The sequence below is a fragment of the Rahnella sp. PD12R genome (assembly GCF_019200965.1).
In the GTDB taxonomy this organism is placed as follows: domain Bacteria; phylum Pseudomonadota; class Gammaproteobacteria; order Enterobacterales; family Enterobacteriaceae; genus Rahnella; species Rahnella laticis.
Map to the genome: position 1 here is coordinate 1 of NZ_JAHTMS010000022.1, position 11,576 is coordinate 11,576.

The following is an 11,576-nucleotide window of genomic DNA, read 5'->3' on the forward strand; positions in this document are numbered from 1 at the left end:
TCATACTCCATTCTTCAAAGGCTACCGTCCACAGTTCTACTTCCGTACAACTGACGTGACCGGTACCATCGAACTGCCAGAAGGCGTTGAAATGGTAATGCCAGGCGACAACATCAAAATGGTTGTTACCTTGATCCACCCAATCGCGATGGATGACGGTCTGCGTTTCGCAATCCGTGAAGGCGGCCGTACTGTAGGCGCTGGTGTTGTTGCTAAAGTTATCGCTTAATCGCTGATAATTAAGAGCAAAAAAAGGGTGCCTCGGCACCCTTTTTTATTTTCAAAATTTTGTGACAGAAAAGGGATAAACAAGATTTGCAATAATAACCATTCTCATTTACAGTTAGTCTAAGATTTAAACGAAGTGTGGTTTATATGTACGTGTGTTTATGTAATTCAGTCAGTGATAAAACGATCAGACAGGCCGTCAGGCGTTACCAGCCACAAACTTTTCAACAGCTCAGAAATTTTGTTCCAGTAGGAACACAGTGTGGCAAATGTGTGCGGGCTGCACGACAGATAATGGAAGATGAATTACAACAAATCCCAGAGTTCAAAAACATCGCGTAAAAATACTTCGTTAAAAAGTGTGCCTTTTTTTTGACTTACTCTGTACCGGATCTACGCTTTAGATACCGGAACGGAGGAGTTACCTATGAAAGGCGATAAAAAAGTCATTGCTCATCTCAACAAACTTCTTGGAAATGAGCTGGTTGCAATTAACCAGTATTTTCTGCACGCCCGAATGTTCAAAAACTGGGGCTTAATGCGCCTGAATGGTATCGAGTATCATGAGTCTATCGACGAAATGAAACATGCCGATATTTACATTGAACGCATACTTTTCCTCGAAGGCATCCCTAACCTGCAAGATCTCGGAAAGCTCAACATTGGCGAAGATGTTGAAGAAATGCTGAAGTCAGATTTAGTACTTGAACTTGATGGGGCCAAAGACCTGAGAGAAGGGATTGCTTACGCTGATTCAGTCCATGATTATGTCAGCCGGGATTTAATGATTACTATTCTTGCAGACGAAGAACATCATATTGACTGGCTTGAAACTGAGATCGAATTGATCGGCCGTATTGGGTTACAAAACTACATCCAGTCCCAGCTCAAAGAAGCATCTCAATAGCAGTACCGATTACATCAGCCAGACAATATCATTCCTCTGGCTGATATAGATTAGAAGTCCGGATAATGAAAGGGCAGGGCCAAAAGGAATCAAACTACCTTGTCGGAAAATCCGACCCCAAACGATGGCATAAAAAATACCGATCAATGCAGCCAGCGTACATACAGCAGGTAATGCCTCCCAGCCTGACCAGGCGCCTATCGCCGCCAGTAATTTAAAATCACCAAAACCCATCCCCTCTTTCTTCATCACAAACCTCAAACACCAATAAAGAGACCAAAGAGACAGATAGCCCGAAACTGCGCCAAAAATAGCAGACTCAACGGGGACGCCATAACCAAGTGCACTTAACATCAGACCGAGCCACAGTAACGGCAGTGTTAAGGCATCCGGTAAAATGAATGTTGAAACGTCGATAACACTCAATGCGAAGAGAAAATAAGAAAACAGACAAACCACCAGCCACGACATAGGATTATCGAAGAGAAAGGACATACCCAAAAACATGAGCGCGCAGCTCCCGATGACAAAAAGGGAGCGGTATGAAAGCTGGCTCCGGTAATAAAGGCTGGGCCTTCGAAAACTCATCTGTCTAAGTAATAGAGATTTCGGGTATAAACCGGGCTCATCAGAGCGCCTCGCATAAGGGACATCGGGCAGATCGAACGGAAGCACAGGAGTCTCTGACGAGTCTGAAGCAAACTTTAGAATAAATCGGGTGACTACGACGTTGAGCAGCATACCGGCTAAAAAGCCGATGAAAGCAGCTACAGAATGGGCGACTCCCTGAAACGGGCCGTTTGATAAAATTGTATAGTACAAAGAATGTCCCCGGAACTAAGTCAAAGTCATAACACCTTTTATGACGGATGATATTGGCGCCTGAAGAGACAATGGCCTACTGAATTCATTATTAATCAAGACCGAAACAAGATGTTGATATCTCATCCAGTTGTAATACAGCTCGTCAATAAATGCAGATAAAACTCAGGTGATGGAACGAGTTGACGTTAGTGCAAAATAAAAGCAGTTCATTTGGTAATGACTGTTGCTTATTCTCCCTGTTTACGTATAATGCGCGGGCTTACCTAATCTTGGTAAGTCTGATTCGATAAGAATCAGCTGGCCGATAAGTTTACTTGCCGGTCGACAATACTCCCGATATGGGGGTTATGTTAAGAACGATTACACTCTCCCATCAATCGAAATGGGTATGAGGAGTAATCATTTACGTTTAAAATAATTGGAGCTCTGGTCTCATGCAGAACCAAAGAATCCGTATCCGCCTGAAAGCGTTTGATCATCGTCTGATCGATCAATCAACTGCGGAAATCGTTGAGACTGCGAAGCGCACTGGTGCGCAAGTTCGTGGTCCAATCCCGCTGCCGACCCGCAAAGAGCGCTTTACCATCCTGATTTCTCCGCACGTCAATAAAGATGCGCGCGATCAGTATGAGATTCGCACTCACAAGCGTCTGGTTGACATCGTTGAGCCAACCGAGAAAACCGTTGATGCTCTGATGCGTCTGGATCTGGCTGCTGGTGTAGACGTGCAGATCAGCCTGGGTTAATCAGGGTCATTGAGCGATTGAGAGGTTGAAACAATGATTGGTTTAGTCGGTAAGAAAGTGGGTATGACTCGTATCTTCACAGAAGATGGCGTTTCTATCCCTGTAACCGTTATCGAAATTGAAGCAAACCGCGTTACTCAGGTCAAAGACCTGGACAACGATGGTTACCGTGCTGTGCAGGTTACTACTGGTAGCAAAAAAGCTAACCGTGTAACCAAACCAGAAGCGGGTCACTTCGCTAAAGCTGGCGTTGAAGCTGGCCGCGGTCTGTGGGAATTCCGCCTTGCAGAAGGTGAAGAGTTTACTGCAGGTCAAAACATTAGCGTTGAAATTTTCGCAGACGTTAAGAAAGTTGATGTTACCGGTACTTCTAAAGGTAAAGGTTTTGCTGGCACAGTTAAGCGCTGGAATTTCCGTACCCAAGACGCTACCCACGGTAACTCCTTGTCTCACCGTGTTCCGGGTTCTATCGGTCAGAACCAGACTCCGGGCAAAGTGTTCAAAGGCAAGAAAATGGCAGGCCAACTGGGTAACGAGCGTGTAACCGTTCAAAGCCTGGACGTAGTACGTGTTGACGCTGAGCGCAACCTGCTGCTGGTCAAGGGTGCTGTTCCGGGTGCTACCGGTGGCAACCTGATCGTTAAACCTGCTGTTAAGGCTTAACGTCGAGGAGATAGGAATGGAATTAGTAGTGAAAGACGCGCAGAGCGCGCTGACTGTTTCCGAAACTACCTTCGGGCGTGATTTCAATGAAGCGCTGGTACACCAGGTCGTTGTTGCTTATGCAGCAGGTGCCCGTCAAGGTACTCGTGCTCAGAAGACCCGTGCTGAAGTAACTGGTTCCGGTAAAAAACCTTGGCGTCAGAAAGGTACTGGCCGTGCGCGTTCAGGTTCTGTAAAGAGCCCGATCTGGCGTTCCGGTGGTGTAACCTTCGCTGCCAAGCCACAGGACCACAGTCAAAAAGTAAATAAAAAGATGTACCGCGGCGCGCTGAAAAGCATCCTGTCCGAACTGGTACGTCAAGATCGTTTGATCGTTGTCGAGACGTTCTCTGTAGAAGCGCCTAAAACTAAGCTGCTGGCACAGAAACTGAAAGACATGGCTCTGGAAGACGTGCTGATTGTAACTGGCGAAGTCGACGAGAATCTGTTCCTGGCCGCACGTAACCTGTACAAGGTTGACGTTCGCGATGTAGCAGGTATCGATCCAGTAAGCCTGATCGCCTTCGACAAAGTGGTTATGACTGCTGACGCTGTGAAGCAAGTTGAGGAGATGCTGGCATGATTCGTGAAGAACGTCTGCTGAAAGTGCTGCGCGCGCCGCACGTTTCTGAAAAAGCTTCTACTGCGATGGAAAAGAACAACACCATCGTTCTCAAAGTTGCCAAAGACGCGACTAAAGCAGAAATCAAAGCTGCGGTTTCGAAACTGTTTGAAGTCGAAGTCGAAGATGTGAACACCTTGCTGGTTAAAGGCAAAGTTAAACGTCACGGTCAGCGTGTTGGTCGTCGTAGCGACTGGAAAAAAGCTTACGTCACCCTGAAAGAAGGCCAGAATCTGGACTTCATCAGCGGCGCTGAGTAAGTCGGAGGAGTAAGAACAATGGCAATTGTTAAATGTAAACCTACATCTCCGGGTCGTCGCCACGTTGTTAAAGTGGTTAACCCTGAGCTGCACAAGGGTAAACCTTTTGCCCCGCTGCTTGAAAAACTGAGCAAAAGCGGTGGCCGTAACAACAATGGCCGTATCACCACCCGTCATATCGGTGGTGGCCACAAACAGCATTATCGTCTGGTTGACTTCAAACGCAACAAAGATGGTATCGCTGCAGTGGTTGAGCGTCTGGAGTACGATCCGAACCGTTCCGCGAACATCGCGCTGGTTCTGTACAAAGACGGCGAACGCCGTTATATCCTGGCGCCGAAAGGCCTGAAAGTGGGTGACCAGATCCAATCTGGTGTTGATGCTGCAATCAAGACAGGTAACGCCCTGCCTATGCGCAACATCCCAGTAGGTTCAACGGTCCACAACGTAGAAATGAAACCAGGTAAAGGCGGCCAGATGGCTCGTTCAGCCGGTGCCTACGTTCAGATCGTTGCTCGTGACGGTTCCTACGTAACTCTGCGTCTGCGCTCTGGCGAAATGCGTAAAGTTCAAGTTGATTGCCGCGCCACCTTAGGTGAAGTCGGTAACTCTGAACATATGCTTCGCGTTCTGGGTAAAGCAGGTGCTGCTCGTTGGCGTGGTATTCGTCCTACCGTTCGCGGTACTGCGATGAACCCAGTCGATCACCCACACGGTGGTGGTGAAGGTCGTAACTTTGGTAAGCACCCGGTAACTCCGTGGGGCGTTCAAACCAAAGGTAAGAAGACCCGTAGCAACAAGCGTACTGATAAATTCATTGTACGTCGCCGTAGCAAAAAATAATTAGAGGATAAGCCATGCCACGTTCTCTCAAGAAAGGTCCTTTTATTGACCTGCACTTGCTGAAGAAGGTAGAGAAAGCGGTGGAAAGCGGTGACAAGAAGCCTTTGCGCACTTGGTCCCGTCGTTCAACGATCTTTCCTAACATGATCGGTTTGACCATCGCTGTCCATAATGGTCGTCAGCACGTACCAGTATTTGTTTCCGATGAAATGGTCGGTCACAAACTGGGTGAATTCGCGCCGACTCGTACTTATCGCGGCCATGCGGCTGATAAAAAAGCTAAAAAGCGCTAAGGTAGGAGGAAGAGATGGAAACTATCGCTAAACATCGCCACGCTCGTTCTTCTGCTCAGAAGGTTCGCCTTGTTGCGGACCTGATTCGCGGTAAGAAAGTGTCGCAAGCTCTGGAAACTCTGGCCTACACCAACAAGAAAGCTGCTGGTCTGGTTAAGAAGGTACTGGAGTCTGCCATTGCTAACGCAGAACACAACGATGGCGCTGACATCGATGATCTGAAAGTCACGAAGATTTTCGTAGACGAAGGCCCAAGCATGAAGCGCATTATGCCTCGTGCAAAAGGTCGTGCAGATCGCATTCTGAAGCGCACCAGCCACATCACTGTGGTTGTGTCCGATCGCTGAGACTCTGGAGACTAGCAATGGGTCAGAAAGTACATCCTAATGGTATTCGCCTGGGTATTGTCAAACCTTGGAACTCTACTTGGTATGCGAATACCAAAGAATTCGCTGACAACCTGGACAGCGACTTTAAAGTTCGCCAATTCTTGACTAAAGAACTGGCGAAAGCTTCCGTTTCTCGCATCGTTATCGAGCGTCCAGCGAAGAGCATCCGTGTGACTATTCACACCGCTCGTCCTGGCATCGTTATCGGCAAGAAAGGTGAAGATGTCGAAAAACTGCGTAAGGTCGTAGCGGATATCGCTGGCGTTCCTGCGCAGATTAACATCGCCGAAGTCCGTAAACCGGAACTGGACGCAAAATTGGTTGCTGACAGCATCACTTCACAGCTGGAACGTCGCGTTATGTTCCGTCGTGCTATGAAGCGTGCTGTACAGAACGCAATGCGTCTTGGCGCTAAAGGTATCAAAGTTGAAGTAAGCGGCCGCCTTGGCGGTGCTGAAATCGCGCGTACCGAATGGTACCGTGAAGGTCGTGTTCCGTTGCATACTCTGCGTGCGGATATCGATTACAACACATCTGAAGCGCACACCACTTATGGTGTAATCGGCGTTAAGGTATGGATCTTCAAAGGTGAGATCCTGGGTGGTATGGCTGCAGTTGAACAACCGGAACCGGCTGCTCAACCTAAAAAGCAGCAGCGTAAAGGCCGCAAGTAAGGAGAGTCGCTGATGTTACAACCAAAGCGTACAAAATTCCGTAAGGTGCACAAGGGCCGCAACCGTGGTCTTGCGCAAGGTACGGATGTGAGCTTCGGCACTTACGGTCTGAAAGCTGTTGGCCGTGGTCGTCTGACTGCTCGTCAAATTGAAGCAGCACGTCGTGCGATGACCCGTGCAGTTAAGCGTCAAGGTAAGATCTGGATCCGAGTATTCCCGGACAAACCGATCACCGAGAAACCGCTCGAAGTTCGTATGGGTAAAGGTAAAGGCAACGTAGAGTATTGGGTTGCTTTGATTCAGCCTGGTAAAGTCCTGTACGAAATGGACGGTGTGCCTGAAGAGCTGGCTCGTGAAGCCTTCCAGCTGGCAGCAGCCAAACTGCCTATCAAAACCACCTTTGTAACTAAGACGGTGATGTAATGAAAGCACAAGAGCTGCGCGAAAAAAGCGTGGAAGAGCTGAACACTGAGCTGCTGAACCTTTTGCGTGAGCAGTTTAACCTGCGCATGCAAACGGCAAGTGGCCAGTTGCAGCAAACACACCTGTTGAAACAAGTGCGTCGTGATGTTGCACGTGTGAAGACTTTACTGACTGAAAAGGCGGGTGCGTAATGACTGACAAGATCCGTACTCTGCAGGGTCGTGTAATCAGTGACAAAATGGAGAAATCCATCGTTGTTGCGATTGAACGTGTGGTGAAACACCCGATCTACGGGAAATTCATCAAGCGTACGACCAAATTGCACGTACATGACGAGAACAATGAATGTGGTATCGGCGACGTTGTAGAAATCAGCGAATGCCGTCCACTGTCTAAGACTAAGTCTTGGACCTTGGTTCGCGTTGTAGAGAAAGCGATTCTGTAATACAGTAGCGCCTCTCAAAAATAGATAAACGGCTCATGTACGTGGGCCGTTTATTTTTTCTACCCATAATCGGGAACCGGTGTTATAATGCCGCGCCCTCATATTGTGGGGATTTCTTAACGACCTATCCTGGGTCCTAAAGTTGTAGTTGACATTAGCGGAGCACTAACATGATCCAAGAACAGACTATGCTGACCGTGGCCGACAACTCCGGTGCACGTCGCGTAATGTGTATCAAGGTTCTAGGTGGCTCGCACCGTCGCTACGCAGGCGTCGGCGACATCATCAAAATTACCATCAAGGAAGCAATTCCTCGCGGTAAGGTGAAGAAAGGCGATGTGCTGAAGGCGGTAGTGGTGCGCACCAAGAAGGGTGTTCGTCGCCCGGACGGTTCTGTCATTCGCTTCGATGGTAATGCATGCGTTATTTTAAACAATAACAGCGAGCAGCCAATCGGCACGCGTATTTTTGGGCCGGTAACTCGTGAACTGCGTAATGAGAAGTTCATGAAAATTATCTCTCTGGCACCAGAAGTACTCTAAGGAGCGAACCATGGCAGCGAAAATCCGTCGTGATGACGAAGTTATCCTGCTTACCGGTAAAGATAAAGGTAAGCGCGGTAAAGTAAAAAATGTCCTGTCTTCTGGCAAGGTCATTGTTGAAGGTATCAACCTGGTTAAAAAACATCAGAAGCCTGTACCGGCCCTGAATCAACCAGGCGGCATCGTTGAAAAAGAAGCTGCAATTCCGGTTTCTAACGTTGCTCTCTTCAACACGGCTACTGGCAAGGCGGACCGTGTAGGCTTTAGATTCGAAGACGGCAAAAAAGTCCGTTTCTTCAAGTCTAACAGCGTAACTATCAAGTAATTTGGAGTAGTACGATGGCGAAACTGCATGATTACTACAAAGACGATGTCGTAAAAAAACTCATGGCTGAGTTTGGTTACAATTCTGTCATGCAAGTCCCTCGGGTCGAGAAGATCACCCTGAACATGGGTGTTGGTGAAGCGATCGCTGACAAGAAACTGCTGGATAACGCAGCAGCTGACCTGGCAGCAATCTCCGGTCAAAAACCGCTGATCACCAAAGCACGCAAATCAGTTGCAGGCTTCAAAATCCGTCAGGGCTATCCGATCGGCTGTAAAGTAACCCTCCGCGGCGAACGCATGTGGGAGTTCTTTGAGCGTCTGGTCTCTATTGCTGTTCCACGTATTCGTGACTTCCGCGGCTTGTCTGCTAAGTCTTTCGATGGTCGTGGTAACTACAGCATGGGCGTGCGTGAACAGATCATCTTCCCGGAAATCGATTATGATAAAGTCGATCGCGTTCGTGGTTTAGATATTACTATCACCACTACTGCGAAATCCGATGATGAAGGCCGTGCATTGCTGACAGCCTTTAACTTCCCGTTCCGCAAGTAAGGCAGGGTTACTAATGGCTAAGCAATCCATGAAAGCACGCGAAGTCGTTCGCGTAAAACTGGCTGATAAATACCGCGCTAAACGCGAGGAATTGAAAGCTATTATCTCTGGTGTGAACTCATCCGACGAAGATCGTTGGGATGCAGTTCTTAAGCTGCAGTCTCTGCCGCGTGATTCCAGCCCGTCTCGTCAGCGTAACCGCTGCCGTCAAACTGGTCGTCCGCATGCTTTCCTGCGGAAGTTCGGGTTGAGCCGTATTAAGGTCCGTGAAGCCGCCATGCGCGGTGAAATTCCGGGTCTTAAAAAGGCTAGCTGGTAATTGTCACCAATTGAATCACGGGAGTAAAGACAGATGAGCATGCAAGATCCGATCGCGGATATGCTGACCCGTATCCGTAACGGTCAAGCCGCGAACAAAGTTGCGGTCACCATGCCTTCCTCCAAGCTGAAAGTGGCTATTGCCAACGTGCTGAAGGAAGAAGGCTATATTGAAGAATTTAAAATCGAAGGCGACGCCAAACCTGAACTGGAATTAGTACTGAAGTACTTCCAGGGAAGCCCAGTGGTAGAAAGCATTCAACGTATCAGCCGTCCAGGCCTGCGCATCTACAAGAAAAAAGATGAGCTGCCTAAAGTTATGGCTGGTATGGGTATTGCTGTTATTTCTACCTCTAAAGGTGTTATGACCGATCGTGCAGCTCGCCAGGCTGGTCTTGGTGGCGAGATTATCTGCTACGTAGCTTAATTGGGAGGAAAGAATGTCTCGTGTTGCAAAAGCACCCGTCGTCATTCCTGCCGGCGTAGAGGTTAAACTCAACGGTCAGGTTATTTCGATTAAGGGTAAAAACGGCGAGCTGTCACGTACTATCCATGACGCTGTAGTTGTTAAACAGGAAGAAAATACACTGACTTTCGCTCCACGCGAAGGCGCTGTAGATGGTTGGGCCCAAGCGGGTACCACTCGTGCACTGTTGAACTCTATGGTTGTAGGTGTTACCGACGGCTTCACTAAAAAGCTTCAACTGGTAGGTGTTGGTTATCGTGCTGCTGTTAAAGGCAACGTGGTGAATTTAGCCTTAGGCTTCTCTCACCCGGTCGATCATCAACTGCCGGAAGGCATTACTGCAGAATGTCCGACCCAAACTGAAATCGTGCTGAAAGGCGCTGATAAGCAGGTAATCGGTCAGGTTGCTGCGGATTTACGTGCCTACCGTCGTCCTGAGCCTTATAAAGGCAAGGGTGTCCGTTACGCCGACGAAGTCGTGCGTACCAAAGAGGCTAAGAAGAAGTAAGGTAACACTATGGATAAGAAATCTGCTCGTATCCGTCGTGCGACCCGCGCACGCCGCAAGCTCAAAGAATTGGGTGCGACTCGTCTGGTGGTACATCGTACCCCGCGTCATATTTACGCACAGGTCATCGCACCAAACGGTTCTGAAGTCATAGTTGCTGCATCTACTGTAGAAAAAACTATCACTGAGCAACTGAAGTATACCGGCAACAAAGATGCTGCCACTGCTGTAGGTAAAGCTATCGCAGAACGCGCATTGGAAAAAGGGATCACGAAAGTATCCTTTGACCGTTCCGGTTTCCAATATCATGGTCGAGTCCAGGCACTGGCAGATGCTGCCCGTGAAGCTGGCCTTCAGTTCTAAGGAAGAGGTTTAAGATGGCTCACATCGAAAAACAAGCTGGCGAACTGCAGGAAAAGCTGATCGCGGTAAACCGCGTATCTAAAACCGTAAAAGGTGGCCGTATCTTCAGCTTTACCGCACTGACAGTAGTTGGTGATGGTAACGGTCGCGTTGGTTTTGGCTACGGCAAAGCACGCGAAGTTCCGGCAGCGATCCAGAAAGCGATGGAAAAAGCCCGTCGCAACATGTTGAATGTCGCGCTGAATAGCGGCACCCTGCAGCATCCTGTTAAAGGTGCTCATACGGGTTCCCGTGTGTTCATGCAGCCGGCTTCCGAAGGTACCGGTATCATCGCCGGTGGTGCAATGCGCGCCGTCCTGGAAGTTGCAGGGGTACATAACGTATTGGCTAAAGCTTATGGTTCTACAAACCCGATTAACGTGGTTCGTGCAACTATCGACGCTCTGGCAAATATGAAATCCCCACAAATGGTCGCTGCCAAGCGTGGTAAATCCGTTGAAGAAATTCTGGGGTAATTAACCATGGCAAAGACTATTAAAGTTACACAAACTCGCAGTTCTATTGGCCGCCTGCCTAAGCATAAAGCTACTCTGGTTGGTCTGGGTCTGCGTCGTATTGGTCACACCGTAGAGCGCGAGGATACTCCTGCTGTACGCGGTATGATCAACCTGGTTTCCTACATGGTTAAGGTTGAGGAGTAAGAGATGCGTTTAAATACTCTGTCTCCGGCTGATGGTGCCAAACAAGCGCCAAGGCGTGTAGGTCGTGGTATTGGTTCTGGCCTGGGTAAAACCGGTGGTCGTGGTCACAAAGGTCAGAACTCACGTTCTGGCGGTGGCGTACGTCGCGGTTTTGAAGGTGGTCAGATGCCTTTATATCGTCGTCTGCCGAAATTCGGCTTCACCTCCCGCAAAGCTATGATCACGGCAGAAGTTCGTCTGTCTGAACTGGCTCTGGTGGAAGGCGACGTGATCGACCTGAACGCGCTGAAAGCCGCTAACGTAGTTGGTATCCAGATCGAGTTCGCGAAAGTAATCCTTTCAGGCGAAGTTGGTCGTGCGGTAACTCTGCGTGGTTTGCGTGTCACCAAAGGCGCTCGTGTTGCTATCGAAGCTGCTGGCGGTAAAATTGAGGAATAAGTAG

The 11,576-nt window shown here is 48.7% G+C and carries 24 protein-coding genes and 1 pseudogene; 24 read left to right on the forward strand and 1 reads right to left on the reverse strand.

Annotation, left to right across the window (positions count from 1 at the left end; translation table 11 throughout):
• From tuf to bfr, 3 genes and pseudogenes are all read left to right on the forward strand, one after another.
• Positions 1-229, forward strand: a pseudogene (tuf, locus tag KWG64_RS24705) (elongation factor Tu); the annotation flags it as partial.
• A gap of 146 nt (positions 230-375) precedes the next feature.
• Positions 376-570 (forward strand): bacterioferritin-associated ferredoxin, encoded by a 195-nt coding sequence (gene bfd / locus KWG64_RS24710; RefSeq protein ID WP_056778102.1) that lies wholly within the window; start codon positions 376-378, stop codon positions 568-570.
• A gap of 85 nt (positions 571-655) precedes the next feature.
• The gene (gene bfr, locus KWG64_RS24715; RefSeq protein ID WP_101080138.1) at positions 656-1,135 is read left to right on the forward strand and encodes a bacterioferritin; all 480 of its coding nucleotides are present in this window, start codon (positions 656-658) and stop codon (positions 1,133-1,135) included.
• A 9-nt stretch (positions 1,136-1,144) separates the two neighbouring features.
• Here the strand turns inward: bfr and KWG64_RS25795 are convergent, their stop codons facing one another.
• Entirely contained in the window at positions 1,145-1,957 is an 813-nt protein-coding gene (locus tag KWG64_RS25795; RefSeq protein ID WP_255562296.1) for an A24 family peptidase, read from the reverse strand.
• Positions 1,958-2,394: 437 nt separating this feature from the next.
• On the opposite strand from KWG64_RS25795, the gene rpsJ reads away from it, so the two are divergent.
• The 21 genes from rpsJ to rplO all read left to right on the forward strand — a co-directional run bounded on the left by rpsJ (position 2,395) and on the right by rplO (position 11,572).
• Positions 2,395-2,706: a 30S ribosomal protein S10 gene (rpsJ, locus tag KWG64_RS24725; RefSeq protein WP_009639175.1), complete on the forward strand. Its 312-nt coding sequence runs from the start codon at positions 2,395-2,397 to the stop codon at positions 2,704-2,706.
• A gap of 33 nt (positions 2,707-2,739) precedes the next feature.
• Positions 2,740-3,369, forward strand: coding sequence for a 50S ribosomal protein L3 (gene rplC, locus KWG64_RS24730; protein ID WP_013573687.1), 630 nt, complete (start codon positions 2,740-2,742; stop codon positions 3,367-3,369).
• A 16-nt stretch (positions 3,370-3,385) separates the two neighbouring features.
• Positions 3,386-3,991, forward strand: a complete 606-nt coding sequence (gene rplD, locus KWG64_RS24735; protein ID WP_013573688.1) for a 50S ribosomal protein L4 — start codon at positions 3,386-3,388, stop codon at positions 3,989-3,991.
• The gene (gene rplW / locus KWG64_RS24740; RefSeq protein ID WP_013573689.1) at positions 3,988-4,290 is read left to right on the forward strand and encodes a 50S ribosomal protein L23; all 303 of its coding nucleotides are present in this window, start codon (positions 3,988-3,990) and stop codon (positions 4,288-4,290) included. Before rplD ends, rplW begins: the two co-directional genes overlap by 4 nt.
• Positions 4,291-4,308: 18 nt before the next feature.
• Positions 4,309-5,133, forward strand: coding sequence for a 50S ribosomal protein L2 (rplB, locus tag KWG64_RS24745; protein WP_152327227.1), 825 nt, complete (start codon positions 4,309-4,311; stop codon positions 5,131-5,133).
• A 14-nt stretch (positions 5,134-5,147) separates the two neighbouring features.
• A complete protein-coding gene (gene rpsS, locus KWG64_RS24750; RefSeq protein WP_004929772.1) occupies positions 5,148-5,426 on the forward strand; it encodes a 30S ribosomal protein S19 in 279 nt (92 codons plus the stop codon).
• A gap of 14 nt (positions 5,427-5,440) precedes the next feature.
• On the forward strand, positions 5,441-5,773 hold the full coding sequence (gene rplV, locus KWG64_RS24755) for a 50S ribosomal protein L22 (protein WP_004391423.1): 333 nt from the start codon (positions 5,441-5,443) through the stop codon (positions 5,771-5,773).
• 17 nt (positions 5,774-5,790) lie between these two features.
• Complete coding sequence (gene rpsC / locus KWG64_RS24760; RefSeq protein WP_004956187.1) at positions 5,791-6,489, forward strand: 30S ribosomal protein S3; 699 nt, start codon at positions 5,791-5,793, stop codon at positions 6,487-6,489.
• Between the two features lie 12 nt (positions 6,490-6,501).
• Positions 6,502-6,912 (forward strand): 50S ribosomal protein L16, encoded by a 411-nt coding sequence (gene rplP / locus KWG64_RS24765; protein WP_009639183.1) that lies wholly within the window; start codon positions 6,502-6,504, stop codon positions 6,910-6,912.
• A complete protein-coding gene (gene rpmC / locus KWG64_RS24770; RefSeq protein ID WP_013573692.1) occupies positions 6,912-7,103 on the forward strand; it encodes a 50S ribosomal protein L29 in 192 nt (63 codons plus the stop codon). The genes rplP and rpmC overlap by 1 nt, the downstream gene beginning before the upstream one ends.
• Positions 7,103-7,357 carry a 30S ribosomal protein S17 gene (gene rpsQ / locus KWG64_RS24775; protein WP_014333604.1) on the forward strand — a complete coding sequence of 85 codons (255 nt, stop codon included), beginning with the start codon at positions 7,103-7,105 and terminating at the stop codon, positions 7,355-7,357. Before rpmC ends, rpsQ begins: the two co-directional genes overlap by 1 nt.
• A 170-nt stretch (positions 7,358-7,527) precedes the next feature.
• Positions 7,528-7,899, forward strand: a complete 372-nt coding sequence (gene rplN / locus KWG64_RS24780; protein ID WP_008457164.1) for a 50S ribosomal protein L14 — start codon at positions 7,528-7,530, stop codon at positions 7,897-7,899.
• 10 nt (positions 7,900-7,909) lie between these two features.
• On the forward strand, positions 7,910-8,224 hold the full coding sequence (rplX, locus tag KWG64_RS24785; RefSeq protein ID WP_013573694.1) for a 50S ribosomal protein L24: 315 nt from the start codon (positions 7,910-7,912) through the stop codon (positions 8,222-8,224).
• A gap of 14 nt (positions 8,225-8,238) precedes the next feature.
• Positions 8,239-8,778: a 50S ribosomal protein L5 gene (rplE, locus tag KWG64_RS24790; protein WP_013573695.1), complete on the forward strand. Its 540-nt coding sequence runs from the start codon at positions 8,239-8,241 to the stop codon at positions 8,776-8,778.
• A gap of 13 nt (positions 8,779-8,791) precedes the next feature.
• Positions 8,792-9,097, forward strand: a complete 306-nt coding sequence (rpsN, locus tag KWG64_RS24795) for a 30S ribosomal protein S14 (RefSeq protein ID WP_013573696.1) — start codon at positions 8,792-8,794, stop codon at positions 9,095-9,097.
• Between the two features lie 33 nt (positions 9,098-9,130).
• Complete coding sequence (rpsH, locus tag KWG64_RS24800; protein ID WP_104923581.1) at positions 9,131-9,523, forward strand: 30S ribosomal protein S8; 393 nt, start codon at positions 9,131-9,133, stop codon at positions 9,521-9,523.
• Positions 9,524-9,536: 13 nt separating this feature from the next.
• Positions 9,537-10,070, forward strand: coding sequence for a 50S ribosomal protein L6 (gene rplF, locus KWG64_RS24805; RefSeq protein WP_013573698.1), 534 nt, complete (start codon positions 9,537-9,539; stop codon positions 10,068-10,070).
• 9 nt (positions 10,071-10,079) lie between these two features.
• Entirely contained in the window at positions 10,080-10,433 is a 354-nt protein-coding gene (rplR, locus tag KWG64_RS24810) for a 50S ribosomal protein L18 (protein WP_013573699.1), read from the forward strand.
• A gap of 14 nt (positions 10,434-10,447) precedes the next feature.
• On the forward strand, positions 10,448-10,948 hold the full coding sequence (gene rpsE / locus KWG64_RS24815) for a 30S ribosomal protein S5 (protein WP_101080135.1): 501 nt from the start codon (positions 10,448-10,450) through the stop codon (positions 10,946-10,948).
• Positions 10,949-10,954: 6 nt separating this feature from the next.
• Positions 10,955-11,134, forward strand: a complete 180-nt coding sequence (gene rpmD, locus KWG64_RS24820) for a 50S ribosomal protein L30 (RefSeq protein ID WP_101080134.1) — start codon at positions 10,955-10,957, stop codon at positions 11,132-11,134.
• A 3-nt stretch (positions 11,135-11,137) separates the two neighbouring features.
• On the forward strand, positions 11,138-11,572 hold the full coding sequence (gene rplO / locus KWG64_RS24825) for a 50S ribosomal protein L15 (RefSeq protein ID WP_013573702.1): 435 nt from the start codon (positions 11,138-11,140) through the stop codon (positions 11,570-11,572).
• Positions 11,573-11,576: the final 4 nt, after the last annotated feature.